General features: G+C 70.3%; 28 protein-coding genes and 1 riboswitch. Of the genes, 19 read left to right on the top strand and 9 right to left on the bottom strand.

Annotated features, from left to right (window positions below; all coding sequences use genetic code 11):
• Positions 1-638: 638 nt before the first annotated feature.
• A complete protein-coding gene (locus tag JAO81_RS27375; protein ID WP_199550613.1) occupies positions 639-926 on the bottom strand; it encodes a chorismate mutase in 288 nt (95 codons plus the stop codon).
• A gap of 396 nt (positions 927-1,322) precedes the next feature.
• Between JAO81_RS27375 and guaA the strand changes: the two genes are divergently transcribed.
• Positions 1,323-2,897, top strand: a complete 1,575-nt coding sequence (gene guaA / locus JAO81_RS27380) for a glutamine-hydrolyzing GMP synthase (protein ID WP_199550614.1) — start codon at positions 1,323-1,325, stop codon at positions 2,895-2,897.
• A gap of 130 nt (positions 2,898-3,027) precedes the next feature.
• Positions 3,028-3,612 (top strand): Uma2 family endonuclease, encoded by a 585-nt coding sequence (locus JAO81_RS27385; protein WP_199550615.1) that lies wholly within the window; start codon positions 3,028-3,030, stop codon positions 3,610-3,612.
• Positions 3,613-3,615: 3 nt separating this feature from the next.
• Here the strand turns inward: JAO81_RS27385 and JAO81_RS27390 are convergent, their stop codons facing one another.
• Positions 3,616-4,092: a pyridoxamine 5'-phosphate oxidase family protein gene (locus tag JAO81_RS27390; protein WP_199550616.1), complete on the bottom strand. Its 477-nt coding sequence runs from the start codon at positions 4,090-4,092 to the stop codon at positions 3,616-3,618.
• A 142-nt stretch (positions 4,093-4,234) separates the two neighbouring features.
• Between JAO81_RS27390 and JAO81_RS27395 the strand changes: the two genes are divergently transcribed.
• The 4 genes from JAO81_RS27395 to JAO81_RS27410 all read left to right on the top strand — a co-directional run bounded on the left by JAO81_RS27395 (position 4,235) and on the right by JAO81_RS27410 (position 8,009).
• Positions 4,235-5,020: a class II aldolase/adducin family protein gene (locus JAO81_RS27395; protein ID WP_199550617.1), complete on the top strand. Its 786-nt coding sequence runs from the start codon at positions 4,235-4,237 to the stop codon at positions 5,018-5,020.
• Between the two features lie 135 nt (positions 5,021-5,155).
• Positions 5,156-6,421: a hypothetical protein gene (locus tag JAO81_RS27400; RefSeq protein ID WP_199550618.1), complete on the top strand. Its 1,266-nt coding sequence runs from the start codon at positions 5,156-5,158 to the stop codon at positions 6,419-6,421.
• 134 nt (positions 6,422-6,555) lie between these two features.
• The gene (locus JAO81_RS27405; protein WP_199550619.1) at positions 6,556-7,077 is read left to right on the top strand and encodes a DoxX family protein; all 522 of its coding nucleotides are present in this window, start codon (positions 6,556-6,558) and stop codon (positions 7,075-7,077) included.
• Between the two features lie 146 nt (positions 7,078-7,223).
• Entirely contained in the window at positions 7,224-8,009 is a 786-nt protein-coding gene (locus tag JAO81_RS27410; RefSeq protein WP_199550620.1) for an alpha/beta fold hydrolase, read from the top strand.
• A 52-nt stretch (positions 8,010-8,061) separates the two neighbouring features.
• Here the strand turns inward: JAO81_RS27410 and JAO81_RS27415 are convergent, their stop codons facing one another.
• From JAO81_RS27415 to JAO81_RS27425, 3 genes are all read right to left on the bottom strand, one after another.
• The gene (locus JAO81_RS27415; protein ID WP_307813759.1) at positions 8,062-8,337 is read right to left on the bottom strand and encodes a hypothetical protein; all 276 of its coding nucleotides are present in this window, start codon (positions 8,335-8,337) and stop codon (positions 8,062-8,064) included.
• Positions 8,324-9,682, bottom strand: coding sequence for a PspC domain-containing protein (locus tag JAO81_RS27420; RefSeq protein ID WP_233415987.1), 1,359 nt, complete (start codon positions 9,680-9,682; stop codon positions 8,324-8,326). Before JAO81_RS27420 ends, JAO81_RS27415 begins: the two co-directional genes overlap by 14 nt.
• 112 nt (positions 9,683-9,794) lie before the next feature.
• A complete protein-coding gene (locus tag JAO81_RS27425) occupies positions 9,795-9,983 on the bottom strand; it encodes a DUF5708 family protein (protein WP_233415988.1) in 189 nt (62 codons plus the stop codon).
• 238 nt (positions 9,984-10,221) lie between these two features.
• Here JAO81_RS27425 and JAO81_RS27430 point away from each other — a divergent pair, with 238 nt between their 5' ends.
• Positions 10,222-11,505, top strand: coding sequence for an ATP-binding protein (locus JAO81_RS27430; RefSeq protein WP_199550623.1), 1,284 nt, complete (start codon positions 10,222-10,224; stop codon positions 11,503-11,505).
• A 14-nt stretch (positions 11,506-11,519) separates the two neighbouring features.
• Positions 11,520-12,239: a LuxR C-terminal-related transcriptional regulator gene (locus JAO81_RS27435; RefSeq protein WP_374194358.1), complete on the top strand. Its 720-nt coding sequence runs from the start codon at positions 11,520-11,522 to the stop codon at positions 12,237-12,239.
• Positions 12,240-12,287: 48 nt separating this feature from the next.
• Here JAO81_RS27435 and JAO81_RS27440 read toward each other — a convergent pair whose 3' ends face one another.
• Both JAO81_RS27440 and JAO81_RS27445 read right to left on the bottom strand, forming a co-directional pair.
• Entirely contained in the window at positions 12,288-12,653 is a 366-nt protein-coding gene (locus JAO81_RS27440) for a PH domain-containing protein (protein ID WP_199550624.1), read from the bottom strand.
• Positions 12,654-12,687: 34 nt separating this feature from the next.
• Complete coding sequence (locus tag JAO81_RS27445) at positions 12,688-13,320, bottom strand: hypothetical protein (protein ID WP_199550625.1); 633 nt, start codon at positions 13,318-13,320, stop codon at positions 12,688-12,690.
• 195 nt (positions 13,321-13,515) lie between these two features.
• Here JAO81_RS27445 and JAO81_RS27450 point away from each other — a divergent pair, with 195 nt between their 5' ends.
• The 8 genes from JAO81_RS27450 (at position 13,516) to JAO81_RS27485 (ending at position 18,634) form a co-directional block, all read left to right on the top strand.
• Positions 13,516-13,920 (top strand): WXG100 family type VII secretion target, encoded by a 405-nt coding sequence (locus JAO81_RS27450; RefSeq protein ID WP_199550626.1) that lies wholly within the window; start codon positions 13,516-13,518, stop codon positions 13,918-13,920.
• Positions 13,921-13,944: 24 nt separating this feature from the next.
• Positions 13,945-14,247 (top strand): WXG100 family type VII secretion target, encoded by a 303-nt coding sequence (locus JAO81_RS27455; RefSeq protein ID WP_199550627.1) that lies wholly within the window; start codon positions 13,945-13,947, stop codon positions 14,245-14,247.
• A 74-nt stretch (positions 14,248-14,321) separates the two neighbouring features.
• Positions 14,322-16,007 carry an RNase A-like domain-containing protein gene (locus JAO81_RS27460; protein ID WP_199550628.1) on the top strand — a complete coding sequence of 562 codons (1,686 nt, stop codon included), beginning with the start codon at positions 14,322-14,324 and terminating at the stop codon, positions 16,005-16,007.
• An 18-nt stretch (positions 16,008-16,025) separates the two neighbouring features.
• Entirely contained in the window at positions 16,026-16,577 is a 552-nt protein-coding gene (locus JAO81_RS27465) for a hypothetical protein (RefSeq protein WP_199550629.1), read from the top strand.
• Positions 16,578-16,592: 15 nt separating this feature from the next.
• Positions 16,593-16,892 (top strand): RNase A-like domain-containing protein, encoded by a 300-nt coding sequence (locus JAO81_RS27470; RefSeq protein WP_199550630.1) that lies wholly within the window; start codon positions 16,593-16,595, stop codon positions 16,890-16,892.
• A gap of 15 nt (positions 16,893-16,907) precedes the next feature.
• Positions 16,908-17,597, top strand: a complete 690-nt coding sequence (locus JAO81_RS27475) for a contact-dependent growth inhibition system immunity protein (RefSeq protein WP_199550631.1) — start codon at positions 16,908-16,910, stop codon at positions 17,595-17,597.
• Between the two features lie 51 nt (positions 17,598-17,648).
• Positions 17,649-18,176 (top strand): hypothetical protein, encoded by a 528-nt coding sequence (locus JAO81_RS27480; protein ID WP_199550632.1) that lies wholly within the window; start codon positions 17,649-17,651, stop codon positions 18,174-18,176.
• Positions 18,177-18,253: 77 nt separating this feature from the next.
• The gene (locus tag JAO81_RS27485) at positions 18,254-18,634 is read left to right on the top strand and encodes a DoxX family protein (RefSeq protein WP_199550633.1); all 381 of its coding nucleotides are present in this window, start codon (positions 18,254-18,256) and stop codon (positions 18,632-18,634) included.
• A 28-nt stretch (positions 18,635-18,662) separates the two neighbouring features.
• On the opposite strand, the gene JAO81_RS27490 is transcribed toward JAO81_RS27485, so the two are convergent.
• Positions 18,663-19,712 (bottom strand): C40 family peptidase, encoded by a 1,050-nt coding sequence (locus tag JAO81_RS27490; protein WP_199550634.1) that lies wholly within the window; start codon positions 19,710-19,712, stop codon positions 18,663-18,665.
• Positions 19,713-20,017: 305 nt separating this feature from the next.
• Here JAO81_RS27490 and JAO81_RS27495 point away from each other — a divergent pair, with 305 nt between their 5' ends.
• Entirely contained in the window at positions 20,018-20,371 is a 354-nt protein-coding gene (locus tag JAO81_RS27495) for a hypothetical protein (protein WP_199550635.1), read from the top strand.
• A gap of 64 nt (positions 20,372-20,435) precedes the next feature.
• Here the strand turns inward: JAO81_RS27495 and JAO81_RS27500 are convergent, their stop codons facing one another.
• Positions 20,436-21,602: a C40 family peptidase gene (locus JAO81_RS27500; protein WP_199550636.1), complete on the bottom strand. Its 1,167-nt coding sequence runs from the start codon at positions 21,600-21,602 to the stop codon at positions 20,436-20,438.
• Between the two features lie 6 nt (positions 21,603-21,608).
• A riboswitch (cyclic di-AMP (ydaO/yuaA leader) is annotated at positions 21,609-21,770 on the bottom strand.
• Positions 21,771-22,105: 335 nt separating this feature from the next.
• Here JAO81_RS27500 and JAO81_RS27505 point away from each other — a divergent pair.
• The gene (locus tag JAO81_RS27505; RefSeq protein WP_199550637.1) at positions 22,106-25,000 is read left to right on the top strand and encodes an AfsR/SARP family transcriptional regulator; all 2,895 of its coding nucleotides are present in this window, start codon (positions 22,106-22,108) and stop codon (positions 24,998-25,000) included.
• Between the two features lie 272 nt (positions 25,001-25,272).
• Positions 25,273-25,986 carry a DUF4232 domain-containing protein gene (locus JAO81_RS27510; protein WP_199550638.1) on the top strand — a complete coding sequence of 238 codons (714 nt, stop codon included), beginning with the start codon at positions 25,273-25,275 and terminating at the stop codon, positions 25,984-25,986.
• Positions 25,987-26,082: the final 96 nt, after the last annotated feature.

Consider the following 26,082-nt stretch of genomic DNA (forward strand, 5'->3'; position numbering starts at 1 on the left):
GGGGGGGCGGCGGGGGGGCGGGGCGGCGGCGGGGGGGGGGGTGCGCCGGGGGCCGGGTCTGCGGGTGCCCGCCCCGGCGCCCCGACGGCGCGCGCATGGTGTGGACCTTTGGCAATGAGCTTGTCCAGTACGGCAGTTGGGAGGGCGAGCCTCTACGCATCGTGCGGGAGGGCAAGACGGCTGCGCAAGCGTTCGGGCGGCGTCGGGGGCCGGGACGCCGTGCGGGGAAGGGGACCGGTGGGGAGCGGCGCCGCCAGGCCCGGGGGGGGGCGGCGGCGGGGGCCGGGAGGCCGTGGGGGGAGGGGGCCCGCCGCCCGGCCCCGGGCGCCCCCGGAGCCGTCCGATCTTCACTGTGACCGGGCTGCTGTCCCCTGCCGACCGGTCACGTCCTGGAGCGAGGTCCCACGACGCAGGACGCGTAAGCGGTCCCTGCGTCTCATCGCTCCAGCGGAGCCACGCGTGGTTCTGACGGGCCCGCCCCTGGCTGGCACGGACACTGGGACCAACGAAGAGCGGGGGCGGGCGGTCACGGTGCCGTACGGGTGAGAAGCGGACCGAACGTGCATCCGTCCCCGGCCCCGGATCCGGCACCGGCCCCAGATCCGTCCCCGGCCTCAGCCCCAGATCCGTCCCCGGCCTCAGATCCGTCCCCGGCACAGCTCCAGCATCGTCATCGCGAGCGCCGTACCCGGCTTGCCCAGCGCGTCCCTGTAGTGGGCGAGGACCTCCAACTCGCGGGACAGGTTCACGCGGCGGCCGCCGGACGCGATACGGGACTCCTGGATCACGGCCGAGACGGCCATGCGTTCCTGGATCAGACCGATGATGCGGTCGTCCAGTGTGTCGATACGGTCCCGTGCGCCGGTGATCAGCTCGGCGGCGTCCTCGGTGCGGGCGCCGGTCTTCTCGGCAGAGGTGATGCTCATGGGGAGGGCTCCTGGGGTTCGGGGTGCCCGGTCCGCTCACGGCCCCTGGAAACGACGAAGCGCCCGGGGCCTTGTCGGCCCGGGGCGCCTGGTAAGTCGCTTGTCAGTTGCTCAAGCAGCACGACCATGGCAGCCGGTGGGCCGGTTGCCATAGGTAAACGCGAAGTACGCGAGGGTGTGCTTGGTCACGGGCCCAGTATGGCCCAGGGCCCGGCGGCCCCGTCAATTCGCTGCGGGCCCCGGCCCGCATGGTGAGCGTCACACGGTTCGGATGCTGAGACGAAAAGTCACACCCGTACCCCCGTTAGAATCGACAAAAGCGCGCCCGGGCCTTTGGCCCATCGGCCGCATCAGCCCCATGGGTCCTCGCCCACTCCCGCCGGAAGGCCGCACACAGTGCCTGGTTCCCCCGCCGCCGCCCCCGACACCGTTCTCGTCGTCGACTTCGGCGCGCAGTACGCCCAGCTCATCGCCCGTCGCGTGCGTGAGGCGCGGGTCTACAGCGAGATCGTCCCGAGCACCATGCCGGTCGCCGAGATCCTCGCCAAGAACCCGGCCGCGATCATCCTGTCCGGCGGCCCCTCGTCGGTGTACGCGGAGGGCGCCCCGCGCCTGGACCGCGCGCTGTTCGAGGCCGGGGTCCCGGTCTTCGGCATGTGCTACGGCTTCCAGCTGATGGCCGCCACGCTCGGCGGCACCGTCGACAACAACGGTGCGCGCGAGTACGGCCGCACCGAGCTGCACGTCTCGAAGGTGAGCTCGACCCTCTTCGAGGGCACCCCGGCCGAGCAGCCGGTGTGGATGTCGCACGGCGACGCGTGCAGCGCCGCCCCCGAGGGCTTCACCGTCACGGCGTCCACGGACCTGGTCCCGGTGGCCGCGTTCGAGAACGACGAGAAGAAGCTGTACGGAGTGCAGCACCACCCCGAGGTCATGCACTCCACGTACGGGCAGCAGGTGCTCGAGCACTTCCTGTACCGGGGCGCCGGCATCAAGCCGACCTGGACCACGGGCAATGTCATCGAGGAGCAGGTCGCCGCGATCCGCGCGCAGGTCGGCGACAAGCGCGCGATCTGCGGTCTGTCCGGCGGCGTCGACTCGGCGGTGGCCGCTGCCCTCGTCCAGAAGGCCATCGGCAACCAGCTGACCTGCGTGTACGTGGACCACGGTCTGATGCGCAAGGGCGAGACCGAGCAGGTCGAGAAGAACTTCGTGGCCGCGACGGGTGCGAACCTGAAGGTCGTGGACGCGGAGGAGCGCTTCCTGAACGCGCTCGCGGGGGTCTCCGACCCCGAGGAGAAGCGGAAGATCATCGGGCGCGAGTTCATCCGCGTCTTCGAGCAGGCCCAGCTGGAGATCCTCCAGGAGGACGGTCCCGAGGTCGCCTTCCTCGTGCAGGGCACCCTCTACCCGGACGTCGTCGAGTCCGGCGGGGGCACCGGCACCGCGAACATCAAGTCGCACCACAATGTCGGCGGCCTGCCCGACGACATCGAGTTCGAGCTCGTCGAGCCGCTGCGCCAGCTGTTCAAGGACGAGGTCCGCATGGTCGGCCAGGAGCTCGGTCTGCCGGCCGAGATCGTCCAGCGCCAGCCGTTCCCGGGTCCTGGTCTCGGTATCCGTATCGTCGGCGAGGTCACCAAGGACCGGCTCGACCTGCTGCGCGAGGCCGACGCGATCGCCCGCGAGGAGCTCACCGCGGCCGGCCTCGACACCGAGATCTGGCAGTGCCCGGTCGTCCTGCTCGCCGACGTCCGCAGCGTCGGCGTCCAGGGCGACGGCCGTACGTACGGCCACCCGATCGTCCTGCGTCCGGTCTCGTCCGAGGACGCGATGACGGCGGACTGGACGCGGATGCCGTACGAGGTGCTCGCGAAGATCTCGACCCGGATCACCAATGAGGTCGCCGACGTGAACCGCGTGGTCCTCGACGTGACGTCGAAGCCGCCGGGCACGATCGAGTGGGAGTGACCCTCCGCGGACACCTCACGTAGCGGGACAACGCCGGTGCCGTCGCTCATTCGTTTGGGCGGCGGCACTGTCGTATCCGCTGGGTACGCTGGCCGTACGGCGCAGAATCCCGTCCATGGGAGGACTCCTCATGACCGCTGAGAGCACGCACCCCTGGCCGGTGCCGCCGCAGGACGGTTACACCGTGGACGACCTGCTGACGCTGCCCGACCTCCCGCCGCACACCGAGCTGATCGACGGGAGCCTGGTATTCGTGAGCCCGCAACGGTACTTCCACAGCGTTGTGATCGATCTGCTGATGGCCGGGCTGCGACGGACTGCCCCGCCCGAGGTGAGGGTGGTGCGCGAGATGACCGTCATGGTCGACGAGCGCAACGGCCCCGAGCCCGACATCAGCGTCGTACGCGCCAACGCCCTCCGCAGCCGTGAGCAGACGTTCTTCCAGGCCCGGGACGTACTGCTCGCTGTGGAGGTCGTCTCACCGGACTCCGAAGCCCGAGACCGTGACACCAAGCCGCACAAGTACGCCAACGCCGGGATCCCGTACTTCTGGCGCGTCGAGATGGCGGGCGATCCCGGCTATCCGGTGGTGCACGCCTTCGAGCTGGACAAGGAGACGCGCACGTACGCAGGACTCGGCGTCCAGCACCGGCGTCTGAAGCTCTCCGCCCCCTTCGACATCGACATCGACCTCACCGCCATCGACGCCCTCTGACCCTCACCGCCGACTGGTGCGCCGCACCCCCGCCCCCGGCTTCCACACCTCGACGACCATCTCGTCGTTCTCGACGGACGTCCGTACCACCTCGGTCAGTTCGACCCGGAAGAGATGGAAGGCGTCCGGGTCAGGCGGCTCCACCTCGCCCACGTACTGCGCACGCTCCACCGGGTCCGTGACCTCGATCGCGCGGCCGGTGATCCGGGCGTCGCCGCCGGCCATGCCCGTACCCTCGCCCGGGTTCGCCATGATCGAGAAGCGCGGGTCGCGCTGCAGATCGCGTGCCTTGAGCGAGCCCGGCATCATGCCGAGCCATAACTCCCCGTGCAGAAAGCGCACTTCGAGACCGGTCAGCCGCACCGAGCCGTCCTTGCGGAGTGTCCCGAGGACGTGGTGGGTGAAGGCGCCGAAACGGTCCTCCACCGTCTTGGCGAGGACGGGTTCCGCGGCGCTGAAGGATGCCCAGTTCGCAGTCATGCGGTGAGTCTGCCGGTCAATCCGGACACCTCCTGTCGCATTTCCCCCGGGAAACGACTGCGAGTTCTTCGCCTGATCGCTCTGTTCTCCTGCCGTGACCGGAGGTAACTTCCGGCCATCACGCCTTGGCCTGGGAGGGATCATGACCGCTCCGACTCCGATACCCGCGCAGAATCTCCAGTTCGCGATGCCGCCGGCGCATCAGAGTCCCGAGGACGAGCGGCGGCACCGCAAGGAACGGCTCGCGGGGGCGCTCAGACTCTTCGGGCGGTACGGATTCGAGGACGGGGTCTCCGGCCATATCACCGCGCGGGACCCGGAGTTCACCGACTGCTACTGGGTCAATCCCTTCGGGATGCCGTTCCGGCACATCACCGTCGGCGATCTGATCCTGGTGAACGGGGACGGCCAGGTGGTCGACGGCCGCTATCACGTGAACCAGGCCGCGTTCACCGTGCACGCGGCGGTGCACGCCAAGCGTCCCGACGTGGTCGCGGTGGTGCACTGCCACTCGGTGCACGGCAGGGCGCTCGCCGCGCTCGGTGAGCACATCGACCCGATCACCCAGGAGAGCTGTGCCTTCTACGAGGACCACGCGCTCTACGACGACTACACCGGCGTCTCCGTCGACGCCGACGAAGGGCGCCGTATCGCCACCGCGCTCGGCCCGCACAAGGCGATGGTGCTGCGCAACCACGGGCTCCTGACCGTCGGCGACACGGTGGACGCGGCCGCGTGGTGGTTCATCTCCATGGACCGCTGCAGCCAGGTCCAGCTGGCGGCGCGCGCCGCGGGACGCACGTATCTGATCGACCACAAGCAGGCCGTCGCCACCCGCGACCAGCTCGGTACGGATCTTGCCGCCTGGATCAACTACCAGCCCTCGTGGCAGGACATCAGCCGCAGCGAGCCGGATCTCCTGGCGTGACACGTCAACCTGCGCGTCGGTCCATCACCCTGTCTGACCTGCCCGTTGAGTACCTCATCCGTCACGTAAGGCACAATTCCCAGGAATTACAAGGGAATTGAACGACTCGGCAGGATTCAGGGACGGAGTTCGCGGGTGGCCGTGCAAGTGGCGCGACAGGAAGCGCATGGGGGCGGGTGCACCTGCGGTGACTGTCCGCACGGTGCGCGCGAGGGGCATCGGCGGGCGGTCGCGGAGTTCTCCGCGAAACGCGACGGGCTCGCGGCGGGCCACGGGCTCCCCGCGGCGGTGGCGTACTCGGCGGGGGCGTCCCGGCAGTGGGTCTCGGACGAGCTGACCCAGTCCGCGGTGGCGGTGGCCGAACGCAGCCGGGCCGAGAGCGCGGCCTGGCTTCAACTCCTGTGGCGGCGCACGCTGTTCACGGTCTGGTGCCTGGCCGGTGCGCTGCTTCTGCTGCAGGCGCTGACCGCGATCGGTGCCGGCTGGACGACCGCGCGTACGGCGGGCATTCTCACCGCCCTCGTCGTCGCCGCGCTGCTCACCGCCGTCGCGCACCGGCACCGCGCACGCGGCGGGGTCCTGGCGCCCGTGATCGGCGAGGACAACCGTCTCTCGACCTCCCGGGGCGTGGCCGGCGCCTGGGTGCTGCTCGCGGCGTACTCCGTCCTCTTCCTCGGCTGGGAACTCGCCTTCGCCGCCACGCCGCGCGCGCGTGACACCCTGCTCGCCGGGCTCGAACCCGGCCGCAGCAGCGCCCTGTTGACGGTGACCGGCGTCATCTGCCTGGCCGCCGTCCTCGTCCGCCGCACGGTAGCCGTCCGCGTCGCCGGGCAGGAGCTGCAGAAGGTGCGCGCCGACCGTCCGCGCGCCGGTGATCTCTTCACCGACGACGCCGGGCGCGGGAACTTCGCCGACGCCCAGTACGCGGTGATCAACGCGGCCGCCCTGCTCTTCGCCGCCGTCAGCCTCGCCCGCGACCCGGGCCGGCTGCCCGATCTGCCCTGGGGCCTCGCCCTGCTCGTGCTCCTCTCGGCCGCCACGTATCTCGCCGGGAAGTACGCCGAGGGCGGCCGTCCGGTGATCCATTCGGTGGTACGGGCCCGGGAGGCCGGCGACCTCGACGCACCGATCCGCACCGGGGACGACATCGAGATCCGGGGCGCCGGCTTCGTGCCGCCCGGCGCGCAGAGCCCCGACCGGCTCGCCCGGATGGTGGTGCGGATCGGTCCCGTCCACGTCCATGTCCCGCTGGTCCCGGTGCCCGGCGGCTTCACCAACCCGACCGATGCGGTGCTCACTGTGCCCGTACCGGCCGATGTGGAGCCGGGGCGGGTCGAGGTGCAGGTGGTCACGGCGGCGGGGGCCGAGACGAACCGCTGCGTCATCGAGGTGACCGACTGACCCCCGGTTCTGATCCGGCCGAGGTCTCGGTTGGATTGCCAACGCGTCGCGCCCACTGGTGAGCCGCTCGCAGCTGTCGTACGTATGGTCTGGTGACGGCATTTTGTTGAGTGGTCAACCGAGAGGCGGCGGCGATGGCGCACACCATGCGGACCGGGACGTACACGGACCCGGGCGGTGGCCGGGGTGACTGGCGCGACACCGCCTCGCGCTACGCCCTGCTGCCGCTGCGGATCTTCCTGGGCGTCACGTTCGTCTACGCGGGCCTCGACAAGCTGACCAGCTCGACCTTCCTGAAGGACACGGGCGACGAGTCGATCGGCGACCAGATCCGCTTCCTGCAGCAGAGCGGCGACGTGGCGATCCCCCAGATGCTCGACCTGGCGGCCAATTCGCCCGTCGGTTTCGGCTATGCCATCGCGCTCGGTGAACTGGCCGTGGGCATCGGCACGTTGATCGGCCTGTTCGCGAGGATCGCCGCGCTCGGTGGCGCGCTGCTCTCGCTCAGCCTGTGGTTCACGATGAGCTGGTCGGCCACGCCCTACTACATGGGCAACGATCTTCCGTACCTGATGGCCTGGCTGCCACTGATCCTGGCGGGGGCCTCGTACTGGTCGGTGGATGCCTGGCTGAGGCAGCGGCGCCGCGGGCTGTAGCGGGTGGCCTTTGGCCGTGCGGTGTGGAGGGGTGGCCGCCTCTGGCTCGTGAGGCGTGGAGGGTTGGCCGCCTTCGGGTTGGCCGCCTCCGGCTCGTGAGATGTGGAGGGGTGGCCTCCGGGCGGCGGGCCTGTCAGCATCCTCGGATGCACATACTCGCCGACGAACTCGGCCCTCTCTCCTACGACGTCGAGGGCACCGGAACCCCGGTCGTCCTCGTGCACGCCGGCATCGCCGACCACCGGATGTGGGACGCCGTCGTGCCCGCGCTCGCCGAGCGGCACACCGTCATCCGGTACGACCTCAGGGGTTTCGGCCAGTCCCCGCCGCCGAGCGGGCCGTTCCGCGAGACCGACGATCTGCGCCGGCTCCTCGATCACCTCGGCCACGACAAGGTCCGCCTCGTGGGCGCCTCCTGGGGCGGCCGCGTCGCCCTGGACTTCGTCCTCGCCCACCCGGACCGGGTGCACTCCCTCGCCGTGCTGTCGGCGCCGTGGCGCGGGTACGGATGGGGCGCCGAGATGATCGCGTACGACGAGGCCGAGACCGCGGCCCTGGAGGCGGGCGATCTGGACGCGGCGGTCGAGGTGAACCTGGACATGTGGGTGCGCGGACCGGCCCGGGGCTGGGCGGACGTGGCCGAAGGCCTTGCCGATCAACTGCGCGGCCCGCTGCGGACATCGCTCGAGCACCAGGACGCCGTGGGCGAGCATGCACAGGACCCGGTGGGCGGCGAGCTCGCCGCCATCGCCGTGCCCACCCTGGTGGGCGTCGGCAAGCTCGATGTCGGCGACTTCCAGGACATCGCCCGGAAGTACGCGGCCGAGATCCCGGGGGCCGCGCTGGTCGAGTTCCCGACGGCCGCCCACCTCGTCGCGCTGGACGCACCGGCCGAACTGGCCGCGGAACTGGGCCCGTTCCTCAGCCGGTAGCCGGTAGCCGGTAGCCGTCAGCCGTCAGCCGGTAGCCGTCAGCTGCCAGCCGCTAGCCGCCGGCCGTTGTCTGTGCGGTGCGGTCGTCCGCGGGTGCGATCCCGCGGGCGCCGCGCCGCCTGCGTACGGCATAGGCGATGATCCCGGCGACCGAGGCCAGGAACAGGCCGAGCACCACGATCGGGATCACCGCGAACCACTCCGTGTCCCACCAGCCGGCCGCGTCCCCGCCGTAGGCGAGGGCCACCCCGCCCATCGTGAGGCCCGTGACCAGGCGGCCCGGCTGGAACGGGTGCAGCCACCGGCGCCGTTCGTCACTTCGCTGCACGGGTCACCTCCGCCTGGCCGAGCGCCACATCGAGCGTGAGGTCGATCGTGCCGCCGTTCTTCGCGTCGCCCGGCGGGCGCAGGACGATCGAGCGCCTCTGGTCGGGGGAGACGTCGATGTCGCCCCTCGCATGGCCCTCGGGCAGTTGGATGTCGCCCACGCCCACTTGTACGTCCGCCTTCACCGTCGCGTCGTAGGGGACGATCACCTTGATCCGGCCCGCGCCGATCTTGGAGCTGGTGGTGACCGTCTGGTCCTTCTTCAGATCGAGCTTGCTGAGGTCGAGCGTGCCCTCGCCCGAGCCGATGTCGTACGCCGGCCGCACATCGGAGGCCGCGGTGGGCTGCCACTGCGTACGGACCCAGTTGGTGGTGATCTCCTTCGGGAGCGCAGAGGCCCCCGCGAGCAGTCCGGCGATGATCAGCGCGAGGAGCACCGAGCCCGCTCCCGTACGCCCGAAGAAGGAGCTGACCGCGATCCCGAGCGCGAGCACCGCGAGGGCGCAGGCCAGACCCGCTGTCAGGGCGGTGCCGAGGGGCGGGTTGGCGCCCATTTCGTTGAGGGCGACCGCGGTGCCGGTGATCCCGGCGGCCAGCGTGAGGAGGAAGATCCAGCCGCCGGTCCAGCGCGGGCCGCGCCGTGGGGCGAGGACCTGGGCGCTCCGGCCGTCGGGGTCCTTGGCGGGGAGCTCCACGCCGGAGAGTTCGGCGGGCCCCCACAGATACCCCGTACCGCCTTCGTGCGTGCCGTCCTTCACGATCGGATCCCGCCACCACGACGGGCCGCGGGTGACCGGCGGCGCCTGGGTCTCGGGCGGTGCGTCGGCGGGGGGCTGGGGGGGCGCCCGGGGGGGGGAGGGGGGGTGCCTGCGGCGCCCCTTCGGCCACTGGCCGGCGCCCGCGGGCCGGACGGCGAGTATGGAGGCGAAGGTCAGCACGCCCGCGTTGTTCACCAACGACAGCATCACGCCGGAGCCGACCAGGGCGAAAAGGAGCGCGGTCAGGGCCGGGCCGTCGACGCGGCCGGTCAGCATCCGGCGGGCCTCGTTCTCGTCCTCGCCGTCGGCGGGGACGAGCAGCCAGGCGAACCCGTAGAAGATCAGGCCGATACCGCCCACGGCGCCGAGCAGCGCCAGGACGATACGGAAGATCACCGGGTCCATGTCGCAGTGCCGGCCGAGGCCCGCGCAGACCCCGCCGAGCATCTTGTGCTCCGGGTCGCGGCGCAGCCGTGGCTGCGCGTCGGCCGCGGCCGCCTCGGTGCCGGCCGTCCCGGTGCCGGTCGTCCCGGCGCCCGGCACGGCGTCGGCCGGCTCCGCGGTCCGGGTGTCGTGCTGATCCGTCATGGGTTCCATGGTGGGGGCTCGGGGCCCTTGGCGGCAGGCGGGGCGACCCTGGTCGGACCCTGAGATTGTCCGTACGGGGTGGGGTGCGGAGTGGGCCCGGGCCCGGGTGGGTCTAGGCCCGGTCGAACGCCTGGCGCCCGAGAGCCCACACCAGCTCGGCGCCCCCGATGACCATCAGGACGATGCCCGCCTTGTCCAGCTCCGCGAAGCCGAGGTCGACGTCGCCGAAGGCGAAGTAGCAGAGCAGTCCCACGGCGAGGAGGACCAGAGCTTCCGTCATACGACGGCCCAGAGCCTGCATCGAACGATCCCTTCGGCAGCGGAGTTTCCTGGTGAAGATGGTGGCTGCGGAGGGCGTCATTCGGGAGGGTCCTGCGGGTACGGATCAGAGACGGGGGAGGCGGAAGGCGGTGCTGACACGGATCGGGGCGTCCAATGGATCGGGGCGTCCAACGGATCAGGGACGTCCAACGGATCAGGGACGTCTAGGGGCCGAACCCTGATGCCGGTGCCCCCGCCCTCGTGTGAGGATCGAACACATGCCAGCCGCAGCACCGCCCGCACAGGAACCGCAGCCGCTGCGCAAGCTCTACCGCAGTGGCGAAGGCCGCTGGCTCGGGGGAGTCGCGCGCGGACTCGCCGGCCATCTCGGGCTGCCCGTCTTCTGGGTGCGGCTGATCTTCGTGGGCCTCTTCACGGCCAACGGTCTGGGCGCGCTGCTCTACGCCGCGTTCTGGTTCTTCGTGCCGCTCGGCGTCGGCGGAGTCACCGCCTCCGAGCGCCAGCACACCGTGACCACCGAGGTCGGTCCCGACGGGCGGCGCAAGCTGGTCGTGCGGAAGATCGACAAGGGGCAGTTCATCGCCTTCATCGCGATGCTCGTGATCGCGATGATCTTCGTCGGCACCGTCGACATGGGCGGCCCGGCCCGCGCGTACCTCTGGCCGACCCTCCTGGTCGCGGCCGGTGTCGCCCTGGTGTGGCGGCAGGCGGACAACGCGCGCCGCGCCCGCTGGATGGCCGTCGGCCGCAAGCGCCGCACCCTGAACATCGCCCGCACCCTGGCCGGGGTGGTCCTGGTCGGCACGGGCGTGACCGCCATCTTCGTGCTGCAGAACTCGGCGCGTGAGCTGGGCTCGGTGCTGCAGGCGGCGCTCGCCGTGTTCGTCGGCATCGCGCTGCTCGCCGGCCCCTATCTCGTACGGATGACGCAGGACCTCTCCCAGGAGCGCCTGATGCGTATCCGTGCGCAGGAGCGGGCCGAAGTCGCCGCCCACGTACACGATTCGGTGCTGCACACCCTGACCCTGATCCAGCGCAATGCGGAGAATTCCTCGGAGGTACGACGCCTCGCCCGCGCTCAGGAACGGGATCTGCGCAACTGGCTCTACAAGCCCGAGGGCACCGGCCGGATCGAGGAGCCGGAGACCTTCGCGGAAGCGGTGAAGATGGCGGCGGCCGAGGTCGAGGACAAGCACGGCGTACCGCTCGAGGTCGTCGTCGTGGGCGACTGCCCCCTTGACGAGAAACTGACCGCACAGATGCAGGCCGCGCGGGAAGCAATGGTGAACGCCGCCAAGTACGGTGGCGAGGGCGGGGCCGTGCAGGTCTACGCGGAGGTCGAGGGCCGTACGGTCTTCGTCTCGGTCCGCGACCGCGGACCGGGTTTCGATCTGGACTCCGTGCCGCAGGACCGGATGGGTGTACGAGAATCGATCATCGGCCGGATGCAGCGCCACGGCGGTACGGCGCGGCTGCGCGCGGTGCCCGATGGCGGCACCGAGGTCGAGCTGGAGATGGAGAGGGCGGATCCCCCGTCATGACGGACAGGAACGGCATGAGCGACATGAACGAGCAGCCGGAGACCCTGGGCGCGGACGAGACCAAGGGCAGCGCTCGGCATGTCCGCGTCGTCCTCGTGGACGACCACCGGATGTTCCGCACCGGGGTCCAGGCCGAGATCGGCCGTACGGATGTGACGGGCGTCGAGGTGGTCGGCGAGGCGGCCGACGTCGACCAGGCGGTCACGGTCATCACGGCCACGCGCCCCGAAGTCGTACTCCTCGACGTGCATCTGCCGGGCGGCGGCGGCGCCGAAGTCCTGCGCCGCTGCGCCTCGTTGATGTCCGCGGCCGAGAACCCGGTCCGCTTCCTCGCCCTGTCGGTCTCCGACGCGGCCGAGGACGTCATCGGCGTCATCCGCGGCGGCGCCCGCGGCTACGTCACCAAGACGATCACGGGCACCGACCTCGTCGACTCCATCTTCCGCGTCCAGGACGGCGACGCGGTGTTCTCGCCGCGCCTGGCCGGCTTCGTCCTCGACGCCTTCGCCTCCACGGACGCCCCGCCGGTGGACGAGGACCTGGACCGCCTCACGCAGCGCGAGCGCGAGGTCCTGCGTCTGATCGCGCGCGGTTACGCCTACAAGGAGATCGCGAAGCAGCTCTTCATCTCGGTGAAGACCGTGGAGTCCCATGTCTCCGCCGTACTGCGCAAGTTGCAGCTGTCGAACCGGCATGAGCTGACGCGGTGGGCGACGGCGCGACGGTTGGTCTGAGCGGTGGGAAAGGGCCGGGCTCGGTGCCCGGCCCTCGTTCGCTGCCGCTCAGCGCGCCACGAACTGCGTCAGAATCGCCTGCACCTCATAGATGTTGACCCCCTTGGTGAAGGTCTTCTGGATCGGCGTCGCGCTGCCCGAGACCCAGATCTTCAGCTCGGCGTCCAGGTCGAAGTGCCCCGCCGTCTCCACGGCGAAGTGCGTGATGCTGCGATACGGCAGCGAGTGGTACTCGACCTTCTTGCCGGTGAGCCCCTGCTTGTCGATCAGGATCATGCGCCGGTCCGTGAGCAGGATGGCGTCCCGTATCAACTGATAGGCACCGTAGATCTGTTCACCCTGCCCGAGCAGCCGGGCGTATTCCTGGGCTGCCTTGCCCGGGTCGATGGTGTGGGCGTTGCCGAACAGTGCCACGTGGGTCCCCGTCTGTAGTCCGCTTTCCGGTTGTTCAGTGAACGGGCGAGTTCGTACGTGAGTTCCCCAGGGGTCTTGAGCTCCCCAGGGTCCGGAGGATCCACTGGCGGTGTCCGTTGGCCTTGGCGATCCCGAGCAGCCCGGTGACCCACAGCAGGGTCCCGGCGCCCAGCGCGAGCACCGCCTCATAGCGGTCGTTCGCCGCGTGCGTGCCGCCGAACGACACCCACAGCCCGCCGGCGCAGGGCACGAACGACAGCAGCAGCCAGGCAAGACTGAGCCCGGGCGAACGCAGCGCCCGCACGGACTGCCGCTCCTCGTCCAACTCGATCCACGCCTCGGTCAGTTCGCGAACGCGACGGTCGGTGCGTGCCCCGCGCACCACGATGATCACCGCGGGCACGAGGGCGGCGAGCCCGAGCAGTGCGCACACCGGTCCGAGGATGAACCCCATCACGTCCCCCGACCCCAGCCACAGCAGCGGCATGCACAGCATTCCCCACCCGAACAACGCGAGCAGCCCTGTGAGCCACAGCAGCACCAGCCTCCCGAGCCCCAACCCGCCCCCTGTCAGTGCCTGCAGTGCACGTGAGCGGTCGGCGAGCAGCGAGCTGCGGTCGGGCCAGGTGGCTATGTGGCCAGGCGGGGGCGGGGGAGGGAGAGGCATGGCATCCGCTGCTGGGTCGGGGGTGTGGTCGGCCTTCGACGCTACCGGGTGCACGGGGCGAGGTGCGCCGCAGTGATCGAACACACAGCGGACATCGTTCCGATCGCCCGATCGTCTGGTCAGCCGCTGTTGCTACTGTGACTGAAGTGGCCTACGGGGGCCTGGTATTGACGGTGTACGACCACGGGGGACGCGATGAGCGGCGAAGGCGGACAGCCCCGGCTGCGCGCATCCGGCGATCGGCTGACGAAGCTCGCCGATGATCTCGACGACATGCAGACCTATCTGGACAAGCAGGTCAAGCGGATGGACGCGATCGTCGACAGCATCGAGGCGGGCTGGCGCGGGCCGGCCGCGAAGGCATACCGCGATCTCCACCGCGGAGCCGCCGAGGACGCCGTACGCATCCGCATGGTGATCCAGCGTTTGGAACAGGCCGTACGCCTGAGCCGCGACGGGTTCTCGGAACGGGACCTGGACATCATGGAGCGCCTGCGCCAGATCCAGACCGAGACGGACGTGAAGGCGGAGGCGGCCGAGCTGTCGACGCCCAACACTCCGCCGCCGTCCGCTCCGCAAAGCCGGCTGTCGGACCTCTAGGCGCAGCGGAGGAAACGGGGAGACATGACGGACGACGAGCACATAACAGTCGACTTCGCGACGCTGCAACGTCTTTCGGGCGACCTTGAGGACATCCTCAAGAAGCTCAACGAGCAACTCGACCTGCTGCACGGCCGAGCCGAGAAGGTGGTGCTGACCTGGGAGGGCGAGGCGCGCGAGACCTTCATCGACGAGCTCGACAAATGGGAACGGTCGGCATCGGATCTGCGTGCGGCCCAGAAGTGGCTCCATGAGGTCGTGACCAAGGGGCACATCAACTACGCGGCGGCGCATCAAGCGGTGCTGCGGGGCTGGGGCGCGGGCTGATGGCGGGTCCTGGCAACCCGAGCGGCCCGCAGGGCCCCGGCCAGAGCGGCACGATCGATGTCAAGCCGTCGGACTTGTTCCGCGTCTCGGGCGGTGTCGCGCTGCAGCAGACGCCCATGGACAAGGGCGCCAAGGACCTGCTCGCGAAGCTGAAGGAGTATCCGGACGCCGGCGGCTACGGCACGGCTCCCCAGGCATTCGCCGCTTCCTACGTCAAGGTGGGCAACCGGTTCCTGGAGGTCTGGGCGAAGAGTGTGGTCAGCATCGGCGGCGCTGCCGTCGGCTTCACCAGCACGGCCAACAACTACGCCAAAGCCGAAGCGGCCAACGATCCTTCGGGCAAGACGAAAGCGGTGACGCAGCCACCGCCCCAGGTCATCGAGACGGTACCGAACTACGGTTCCGTGCCGAATCTCCGGTGGGGGGACTACGACGGCGAAGGCGATGACTTCGTTCGGAGTCTCCTGGAGTGGGTTCCGGAACCGATTCGCGATGTTCTGCGCCCTATTGTGAAGCACGCCTTCCGTATGGGGAAGGTAGCCGATGTTTATCCGTACCCGCAGCAGCACTACCTCAACGAGCTGTCCAAGGCGTGGATGGCGATGACGATGACGCTTTCGATGTCCGAGAGCGCACTCACCGGCAACGTCAGCAGCATCACCCAGCAGAGCAACAGCGAATGGCATGACGCCATGCGGCAGTTCTGCAGCTCGCTGTGGGGCACGACGGCGTGGGGCAAGAGCACAGCGGGCTACGAGTGGAAGCACGACTCGGCCTCCTCGCAGACCGCGACCCACCCCGTGATGACGGTGCTCTTCGATACGGCGCAGAAGGTCAGCGACCTCCTGTACGAGTTTGCCGAAGCGGCCGTGTACATCAACCGAGAGGTGTGGGAGGTCTACCAGGAGGCCATTCGCGACGCGATTCCCAAGGTCGAGGTGAATCTCAAGGACGGCGTCGGCATGGACGACGTCAAAGGGCTCATCAAAGGCGTGGTCAAGGGGGTCGCCAAGGGCGCGAGCCAGCTCGGTGCGGGCATCGTGCTGAACATGGACACCGCCAAGCTGAACGCGATCGTCACCGCGTACAACATCCGGGTCAACGCGTTGGTGCCGCGGATGGACGCGCTGATGGGGCCGCTGGACGAGGCGCACCGGAGTGCGCCGACCTTCCGGGCAGAAGAGGCGCGGGCGGAGGCGTTCGGCAGACGGGCTCTCGCCGACTTCAAGAAGGAGCACCGGTGGACCGACCCGAAGGACACTGCCAACGGGATCTTCAAGATCGACTTGGCCGCCACGGAGTGGATGGAGGACGGGCACACCCTGGACAAGCACGTGGGCAAGACGCCGGAGCAGCTCGCCCAGCGCCTGCGTGACCAGGGCGACCCGCCGACCGCCAGCTGGCCCCACGGAAAACCGACGGTGAGCGCGGCCTCCACCTTCCACGACATGGCGAGTGCTCAGAAGTACACGCAGTACAACATCGATCAGCATGCGCAGGAGATCAAGGCGTGGATCGACGGCCCCCCGCCGCCTGCCGACGGTGACTTCAAGAAGGTCGTCGGGTCCGGACCGAATGGTGAAGTGACCGGAACGAGTGTCAAAAAGCAGCCCTATGACCCGAACGACCCGATGACGGGCTTCAAGCAGGGCGGTATGGATGCCAAGCCTTTCGACGTCAAGAACATCGACACACGCCTCAAGTACGATTCCAGCCTCGATCCGCCCTTCGTCGTCGTCACTTCCATGCCGGCGATCTGAGCAGTGAGCTGAATACGCATGGACACCGTGACCCGGGCTCACTGGGAGGAAGCCGCGCTGCGGCTCCTCGACGACGTGTACGCGTTCGCCGCGACCGGCCCGCGCAGGCACCTTGATTGGCGCGACGATGCGTCGGCCTTGCTGCGTCATGAAGTTGGCGATCCCCGCGGCTGGCTTGTGATCGACTCCGAGAGCGACAGGGCGGCACGCGATGCCCACTGCCCTTCGTTCCCGTTCGTCCAGGCCTCCAGCGGGGCGCTGGCGGAAAGGCTGTACCCCGTCGACCGGGCCACGGCCGAGCGTCTGCTCGTGGTGATGACGTACGAGTGGGGGCCGGTCCCGCCGCAGGACGCACCACAGGCATGCGCCGACGCGCGAACTCTGCTCAGCCGGTACGGCGACGAACTGTCCTTCCACAGCAACGTGACGGCGGCCCGCAGCACGCAGACACCAGATCTGACACGTGGATTCACCGGCTGGTCGCCGCTCACGCAGTACGCCGGAGACGTTGGACTCGTCGTCGTCGGCGCCCAGGAGATCGGTGTGTTCTGGTCGTTCGACCCGAGCTGACGGAGAGTGAAACCAGTGCTGACCAGATCCGCCACCTACCCCGACCGCGAAACCGCCCACTGGGCCACCCAGCAGGTGGTCACCCGTAACGAACAGCGAATCCACCGCTGGCTCGCCCAGGGCACCCGCCCCCGCCTCACCATCGAGGCGGCGTGGCCCTCACGCGACGAGCCGGTGGGCCGCGTCCTGCTCCAGGCGATGATGCTCGTGGGCCGCGACCCCGTGGACGTCCGCGCCGCCCGCGTCGTGCTGAAGCGCGAGCCGAGCAGCCCGCACGGCTTCGTCGTCGCCACCACCGTCCCGATCTACCTGTAGAGGCCTGAGCGAGCCATGCCCATGAAGCCCCTCGAATTCGACCGCCGCTACGGCGAGTTGGACCAGGTGATCAGCGCGTACCTCGGCATGCCCGCCGACGACGAGCCCGACAAGCCGAGCGAGGCCCTGCAGGCGTATCTCCGCCACACCTGGCACACCCGCCCGTGGGCCCTGGCCACGGCGGAGACCCAGCTCCGCGAGTACGCCCGCAACCCTCCGGGCCGCCTGCGCCTGAGCCTCGGCGAGTTCTACCCGGTCCCCGACGTGGGGCTGCCCGAATCGGCCGTCCAGGACTGGCTGTTCACGATCGCCGACCACATCAAGGCGAGCATCGAGGCGGGCGCGGTCCCGCCCCCGTCCGCCCCCCGCACCCACTGGGAGTGGCACGCCCGCTTCCCGGAACTCGGCCAGTTCCTCGGCGGCTGGTTCTCGCAGGACATGCCGGACGAGTTCACGGACCATGACGCTGCGGTACGAGACTACGTGGACGCGTCGGACCCCCAACTCGTGGCCCGTTTCACCGGCGAACTCCACGAACTGCTTGCCCTCCACCTCGACGAATCCGACTACGCCCTCGCCGTAGCGGAGCTGGGTATGGAGGTGGATCCGCCCCAGCCGTACGGTCCGGGCGGCTGGCTCGCATGGGTCGCGCAGCAACTCGGGGAGCCCCGGGCCGACTATGGTCCGCCGCTGCAGGGCGACTGAGTCGTGGTGGAACCGGACCGTGGTCCCACCCCGGCCCGGTGGGAGAGAGCCGTGCGCACAGTCCTCGGTGCCTGCGACGTCGTTGCTGTGGGCCCGCGACGGCGGGAGGACTGGGGGCAGGACGTGGCCGCCGTCATGGCCCGGGAGGTCGAGGACCCCCGCCGCTGGCCGGGGGTGGATCGCTGGCCGCCGGCGGCGCGGCCGAGCGGAGCCCGGCCGACCTATCCCTTCTTGCCGTACCGGGCCGACGAGCTGCGCCTGTACCTGCACCCCGTGGAGCCCGATCCCGCTGCGTGGCGGCTCGTCTCCCTGCTCGACGTGTGGTTCGAGGCCGGCCGCATCCCCGATATCGAGGTGCGCAAGGACGAGCTGCTGGGCGAGGCCCGTTGTGTGCTGGAGCGCTTCGGTTCCGATGCCGCGTTCTACACGAACTTCGACGATCATTACGTCGGCGTCGACCGCAACCCGATGAGTCCGCAGGGCTCCATCGACTGCCTCGGCGAACTCGACATCGACTGCGGGCTGGTGGCGGTGTCCGACGACGAGGTCGGTGTCTTCTGGTCGTTCACGGAGCTGTGAAGGCAGCGTTCCGTGTCACAGACCGAGTGGCTCTCTCGTCCCGTACGAGACAGCACCTCGCGAACGCAGGAGAGATCATGCACACCACCCTCTGGATCATCACCGCCCTCCTCGCCACCGCCTTCCTCTTGAGCGGCATCCTCAAAGTCGCTGTGTCCAAAGAGCGGATCGCCGCCTTCGGGTCCAGTGCCGAGTGGGTGCACGAGTTCAGTGCCGCGGGGGTCAAGGGCATCGGGGCGGTGGAGGTGCTGGCCGCGTTCGGGCTGGTGCTGCCCGCCGTCACCGGTATTGCGCCCGTGCTCGTGCCCCTCGCCGCCGTCGGGATCATGATGCTGATGACGGGGGCGGCCGTCGTGCGGGTCAGGCGCCGGGAGTTCAAGCTCGTGGTCGCCGACCTCGCGTACTTCGCCCTGGCCGCCGTTGTCGCCTGGGGGCGGTTCGGACCCGAGGCCTTCTGAAGGCAGCGAGAGCCGCACGTCCCGGCCCTCACGACACCCGCGTAGCCCCCGCGAACGGCATCGAGTCCACCGGAGCCAGCCGCACCGGCGCCGACGGATTCGGGGCGTGGATCATCTGTCCGTTCCCCACGTACAGCCCCACATGGCTGATGCCCGAGTAGAAGAACACCAGGTCGCCCGGGGCGAGTTCGGAGCGAGACACCCGCTGGCCCGCATTGATCTGCGTATAGGTCGTACGGGGCAGGGAGACGCCCGCCGAGCGGTACGCCGCCTGCGTCAGACCCGAGCAGTCGAAGGCGCCCGGGCCCGAGGCGCCCCACACGTAAGGGCTGCCCAGCGCGCCGTACGCGAAGGAAACAGCCTGTGCGGCACGGGCGTTGGGGGCCTTGAGCGAGCCGCGGGGCATCTCGCGCGACGCGCGGTCCCCGGATGCGCCGTCGGCGTAGGAGGCCTGCTGGGCGGGGGAGAGCGTGGCGAGCAGCTCACGGGCCTTGTCCAGCTTGCCGTTGATCTCGGCCTTGCGCTGCTTCAACGCCGCCTGGTGCTCCCGCAGTTCGTCGAGCCGCCGGGCCGCCTCGCTGCGCAGCTGCTCGATCTCGCGCAGATCGTCCCGTACGCCCTCGATGGCCGAAGCCTGCCGGCCGGCCGTCTGCGCGGCGAGCGAGGCGCTGTCGAGGAACTCCTGCGGATCGGACGCGAGGGCCAGCTGCATCGTCGGGTCGATCCCGCCGGAACGGTACTGCTCGGTCGCCGCATGACCCAGCGCCGTACGCGCCTCGTTCAGCTTGTCGCTCTTGCGGGCGGCCTCGTCCTGCAGCTCGTTGATCGCGCCGCGGGCCTTCTGGGCCTTCTCCCGCGCCCCGTTGTACTTCTCGGTGGCGACCTCCGCCTCGTGGTAGAGCTTGTCGACCTTCGCCTTCACCTGGGCCGGGGTGAGCCGGGGCTCCGCCTGTCCTGATCCCTCGAAGAGGGTCGTGGACGCGGCACCGGCCAGAGCCAGGGTCAGTGCGGTGCGTGCCGTATTGCCGGTGATCGAGCCGGTGAGCGAACGCGGTTTGGGCTTGCGATGCGCGGCCAACCTCAGACACTTCCTTACGCGTCCGGCGGTAGTGACCGACTGCCGTCCTGATCCTGTCTCGGGCGGCGGTGGGGAGCCGGTCACTGGGCAAGGACGCTAAACCTCTCCGTCACGGGGTGGTGACGGAAAGTGCGGAAGTGGTCTCGTGTGCCGGGATGCTGACCGCATATGACCGCGCTCGAGATGCTGCGTGCCAGAGGGACTCGGAGAGCTGACCGATACGCCCGAAGCGCCGGTTCACGAGCGGGTGATGTGCTACGGACCCGGACACAGGAGGCGTTCGGGCACCCTCTAGGCTCCGGGCCATGGACGTACTCATCAACGTGTTCGTCGCGCTGCACATCATCGGTATCGCCTCGCTGCTCGGCGGTTTCCTCACGCAGATGAAGGCGATGGGCGAGAACGCCGCGCGCTTCACCCCGGCGATGCTGCACGGCGCGCTCACCATGCTGGTCACGGGCGTGGCCCTGGTCGGCCTCAACCAGGCCGACGACCAGACCGTGAACAACATCAAGATCGGCGTGAAGCTCGCCGTCCTGATCGTGATCCTCGGTCTCGTCTACGTGAAGCGTGACGAGGAGAAGGTCGACAAGGGGATGTTCGCGGCGGTCGGTGCCCTGACCACCGCGAACATCTTCATCGCGACCCTGTGGACCTGATTCCCCGGGGCCTGGCTGCCCGGACCTGACTGCCCGGTCCTGACTGCCCGGACCTGATTCCCCGCTACGCCGGGCGTACGACGCTGTGGATCGGCATGTAGTAGATCGACTCGACCCGCACGTTGGCGCCCGGCTTCGGCGCGTGGATCATCTCGCCGTTGCCGATGTAGATGCCCACGTGGCTGATGTCGTCGTAGAAGAAGACCAGGTCACCGGGCTTGGCGTTGTCGACGCTCACGGTCGTGCCGGCCTTCACCTGGTCCCAGGTGGTGCGCGGCAGTGAGATCCCCGCCCGCGCCCACGCCTTCTGCGTGAGACCGGAGCAGTCGTACGAGTCGGGACCTGCCGCTCCCCATACGTACGGCTTGCCGATCTGGGACTGCGCGAACGCGATCACCTTCTCGGCCTTGGCCGCGTAGGCGTCACCGGAGTCGGAGGCGGGCGGATCGGCCGGCTCCTCGGCGGCCTCCTCCTGCGCGGCCTCTTCCTTGGCGGCCTGCTCGGCCGCCGCCTTGCGCTTGGCCTCTTCCTCCGCGGCCTGCTTACGGGCCAGCTCCTCGGCCTTGCGCTTGGCCTCGGCCTCCCGCTTGCGCTCCAGCTCGGCGAGGCGCGCCTTCTCCTCCGCCGTCAGCTTCGACAGCAGCTCACGCGCCTCGCCCAGCTTCTTCTGCACGTCCTGCTTGCTGGTCTTGAGGTCGCCCTCGGACTCGGAGAGCTGCGCGAGGGAGTCGGTGGCCTCGTCCCGCTTGTCGTTCGCCTGCGTCTGGAGCGACTTGAAGTCCTCGACGGCCTTCTGCTGCTGGCCGGAGAGCCGCCCCATCAGCTGGCGCTGCGCGAAGTAGTCGTCGGGGTTGTCCGACAGCAGAAGGACGGCGGTGTCGGACGAAGTGCCGTTGCGGTACTGCGCGGCCGCGATCTGGCCGAGCTCGCGCCGGGCATCGTTCACCTTCTCGGTGCGCTGGGCGACCTCGTCCTGGAGGTCGTTCAGCTTGTCGCGCTGCTGGTCGGACTTCTCCTTGGCCAGGTTGTACTTCTGGGTGGCGGAGCCGGCCTCGCGGTAGAGATCGTCGACTTTCTTCTGCACCTCCTCGAGGGAGGGCTTGTCGGGCTCGGCGGGCGCGGCGTTCGCGGTCTGCGCCAGCAGCGCCACGGAGGTCAGCGCGGCCGAGGTGATCCCGACGGCATGCGAGGTACGTATTCGACTGGTCCGCGGCTTGCGGTGCGACGCCAAGACCGGCGCTCCTTCCAGTTGGCGCCTACCGGGTTAGCTGTCGGGTTCGGGCGGTATGGAAGGTCTGCCCTACGGGACGTTGGGGGCGTCCCGATTCACCCCAGGTGTTGGGTGGGTCCCCGGCTCCGGATCGCCTTGACGACGCCCCGGACTCAGCGCAGGCCACGCGGTCCCGGCGATGGTCGCCGGCGGGGGTACGAGCGGCCCGGAAGCACGCTAGCCAACTCGTGTGGCTGCTGTGAAGGTTGATGTGCGATATGCCCGATACATTTTCGTGACCTTGGCGACTCGGCGCCGACGCCCCCGTCCCCTATGTCTTCGCTTGTCACCACAACAGGAGTTTTACCGAGGCGCCTTGACCTCCGACGCCTCCCCTCCCCGGCCCCTCCCCGGCCCCTCCCCGGCTCCTCCCCGACTCCTTCCCGCTCCTCCCCGGCTCCTCCAGCGATTCCTCCTGCAAACCCTCCGGTAATCTGACGCTTTCCCCACAAGGAGTTGCGTAAGTGGAGTTCCGGCTGCTCGGAGCGGTTTCCGTCGCCACCGAGACCGGTGAACTGCCACTCGGCCCCGCCAAGCGGCGCAGCCTGCTCGCCGCGCTGCTGCTGCGGCCCAACCACCCCGTTCCCGTGGACCAGTTGACGGCCGCGCTGTGGGACCACGAGCCGCCGACGCGGGCCCGGAGCGTGATCCAGGGCCATGTGTCGCGGCTGCGGGCCCTGTTCGCAGGGGTGGAAGCGGACGTGTACGGCGTCGAACTGCTCACCCAGGGCACGGCGTACGTGCTGCGCATGCCGGAGAGCCTCCTGGACGCCCACCGCTTCGAGGAACTGGTGGCGCTGGCCCGCGGTCAGCGGACGCCGGCCGACGCCGTCGCGATGTACCAGGAGGCCCTCTCGCTGTGGCAGGGTCCCGCCCTGACCGGAGCGCACCCGAGCCCGCCGCTGCAGGCCGCCGCGCACGCGCTGGAGGAACTGCGGCTCGCCACCGTGGAACTGCTGGCCGCCGAGTACACACGGCTCGGCGAGCACGCGCGGGCCGCGGCCGTACTGCGCGTGGAGGCGGACGTTCATCCGCTGCGCGAATCGCTGGCGGCCGCGCTGATGACGGCCCTGCAGCGGGCGGGCCGCCGTTCGGAAGCGCTGGACCGGTTCCACCGCACGCGGCGGCTGCTCGCCGATGAGCTGGGCGTAGATCCGGGGCACGAGCTGGCGGACGCGTATGCGGTGGCGCTGCGGGGGGAGGAGCTGGGCGGGGCGGGAGGTGCGCGCGGCGGCACGGGCATCGCGGCGGAACCCTCCTCGCCGTCGATGACACCCATGGCGCCCCTGCAACCGGAGCCGCACTCTCCCGAACTCCACTCTCCCGGACCGCTCGCTCCCGAGCCGCGCTCTCCCGGACCGCACGCTCCCGAGCCGTACTATCCCGGACCGCACGCTGCTGAGCCGCACGCTCCCGAGCCGCCGTCTCCCACCCCCCTCGCCGACACCATCGACCTCCTGCCCCGCATGCCGCGCGGCTTCCACGGCCGGGCCGCCGAACTCACCGCCCTGTCCCGCGCCGCCGCGGGGGAGGCCCCCGTGTGCCTGGTCACCGGGCCCGCGGGCGTGGGCAAGACGGCCCTCGTGGTGCACTGGGCGCACCGCAACCGCGCCGCGTTCCCCGGCGGACTGCTCTACGCCGACCTGCGCGGCTTCAGCGACACCGGCACCGTGCCCCGTATCGACGTGCTGCGTGAATTCCTGCTCGCGCTCGGGGTCGCGCCGCACCGGATCCCCGAGTCGGCCGAGGGCGCGTCCGCGCTGTTCCGTTCCCTTGCCGCCGACCGCCGGCTTCTCGTCGTACTGGACAACGCGCACGGTTCCGCCCAGGTCAGAGAGCTGCTGCCGGGCGGCACCGACTGCGTCACCGTCGTCACCAGCCGCTACCGGCTGCGCGGTCTGATCGCCTCCGACGCCGCCCGGCCCGTGCCCGTCGACGTCCTCGGCCCGGACGACGGCACCGCGCTGCTCGCCGCCGTGCTCGGCAAGGAGCGGGTCCTCGCGGAGGCGGTGGCCGCGCGCCGCCTCGCCGAACTCTGCGGCGGTCTGCCGCTCGCCCTGCGGGTCGCCGCCGCCCGCCTCGCGGACCAGCCGGACTGGTCGCTGAGCGAGATGAGCGCCGAACTGTCCGACGCCTCCCGCAGGTTGAGCCTCCTGGACGTGGAGGACACGGGCGTGCGCGCCGCCCTGCGGCTCACCGCGAGCCGGCTTCCCGCGGCCGCCGCGCACCACTTCGCCCACATCGGCAGGCACCCCGGCACCCATTTCGACCGCTACACCGCCGCCGCCCTCGCGGGTACGGACCCGGACGCGGCGGAGGCCGCCCTCGACCGGCTCGCCGCGGCCCACCTCGTCATCCGCACGGCGCCGGGCCGGTGGACGCTGCACGATCTCGTACGGCTGTACGCGCGCGGCCTGGACGCCGGACCGGAGGCGCTGCTGCGGGGGCTCGACCACACCGTGGCCACCGCCCTGGCCGCGGCGGACGCCGCCGAACCTGGCGACGAGCCGTGCTTCGATCTGCCCGCCGACTTCCAACAGCCCTCGGCCATACGGGAGTTCCGCGGCCGCGAGGACGCCATGGCCTGGTACGCCGCCGAACGCGACGATCTGACCCTGGCGGTGGGCGCCGCGCACACCGCCGGACTGCACGGCAGAACCTGGCGGATCGTGCTCGGTCTGTGGCCGCAGATGGCCTGGCGGGTCCGTGACGGCTGGACTCCCTTGCTGCGTACGGCACTTGAGGCCGCCCGCGCCGACGGAGACCTCCGGGCGGAGGGCCGGGTCCTCGCGCTGCTCGGCTGGGTTCTGACCGAGGAGGGCCTCGTCGGGCAGGCGCTGGAACACTTGGAGGCCGCCCCGGCGCTCGCGTCCCGCGCGGGAGATCCGCACGGCGAGGCCACGGCGCTTGTCAACCTGTCGCTCGCCCAGGCCGCACTCGGTAGCCCGCGGGAGGCCGCCGAAGGGTGCGTACGGGCGGCGGAACTGGCGCGCGCGGCAGGCGACTTGCCCAGCGAACGCCTGGCCCTGCACCACCTCGCCCGGCACCGGCTCGACGCCCGGCAATGGAAGTCGGCCCTCGACACGGCCACCGCCGCGCTCGCCCTCGACGGCTCCCCGGATCCCTCCGGTGCCTCGCGGGTGCTCCTCCTCACGACGGCCGGGCAGGCGCTGCTCGGCCTGGGCGAACAGGCCGAGGGCATCCGGCGCCTGGAGGACGCGGCCGACGAGGCGGAGGCCGCCGGCTACGACGAGGGTGCGGTGCGGGCGCTCGGCGCGCTGCTCGAGGTGTCGGCGGACGTGGGACTGCGCGCACGCTACGACACGGCTCGTCTACGGCTCGCGACCGTACGGCCGTAATCCGCTCGTACGTCCCTGACCTGTCATGCGCTCGTACGCCCCTGACCTGTCGTCCGCGCATACGTCCCTGACCTGTCATGCGCTCGTACACCCCTGCCCTGTCATCCACTCGTACGCCCCTGACCTGCCCTTTCGCCGGACCGCAGCAGACGTCAGCGGGACGTCAGCGCGGCGTGAGCGAAGCGCCAGCGGGCCGGGACAAGCTGGTCCCGCAGCACGGCGGAGTCGACCGCTCCGCGCCAGATCCGCACCACCGCACGGGGGAACCTCATATGCGCACCAAGCGAATCCGCACCACCGTCCTGACCGCTGCCGCCACCGCAGCCCTGGCCCTGAGCCTGACCGCCTGCGGGGGTTCGGACGGGGGCAAGGGCACAAAGGCCGACACCGGCAAGAGCGCGGGCAGCACCTCGGGCAGCACCTCGGGCGCGGAGGGCTCGGGGGAGTCGGACGCCCAGGACACGGACTCCAAGTCCTCCGAGGGCAGCGGCACTTCCGGCGGCTCGGGCTCCGGCTCCGGCGGCACCACCGACCAGTCCGCCGCGGGCTCCACCGCCACCCAGCCGTGCAAGGGCGACGAGCTGTCGATCTCCGTGCAGCACCGCTTCCCCGCCGAGGAGGGCGAGCACCTGCTGATCACCGCGCGGAACGCCGACTCCAAGCCCTGCTGGGTCACGTCGTACCCCTCGGTCATGCTCGGGGACACCGCCACCGTCCTCGGTCACTCGTCCAAGGACCCGGCCGGCGGCAGCGCCAAGATCACGGTCAAGCCGGGCGGCCAGGTCTACTCCGCCGTGGCCCTCTTCGTGGACGGCGAGACCAGCAACACGTCGAGCGAGCTCTCCCTCGCCCTGCGCGACCAGGGCGGCGACACCGGCCCGGGCTACGAGAACGGTGCCGTCGACGACAAGGGCGGGGAGTCGGAGTTCACCTGGGACAGCGCGGACGTCACGAACTGGAACACCGCGAAGCCGTACGACTTCTGAGGCCGGAACCGGACTTTCCGGGCGTTACCGCCCGACTTCCCTGCGTCACCACCGTTCCCGGGGCGCGCCCCCCCGGGGGGGGGGAGGTGGGGCGGC

The sequence above is a fragment of the Streptomyces sp. N35 genome (assembly GCF_016464295.1).
In the GTDB taxonomy this organism is placed as follows: domain Bacteria; phylum Actinomycetota; class Actinomycetes; order Streptomycetales; family Streptomycetaceae; genus Streptomyces.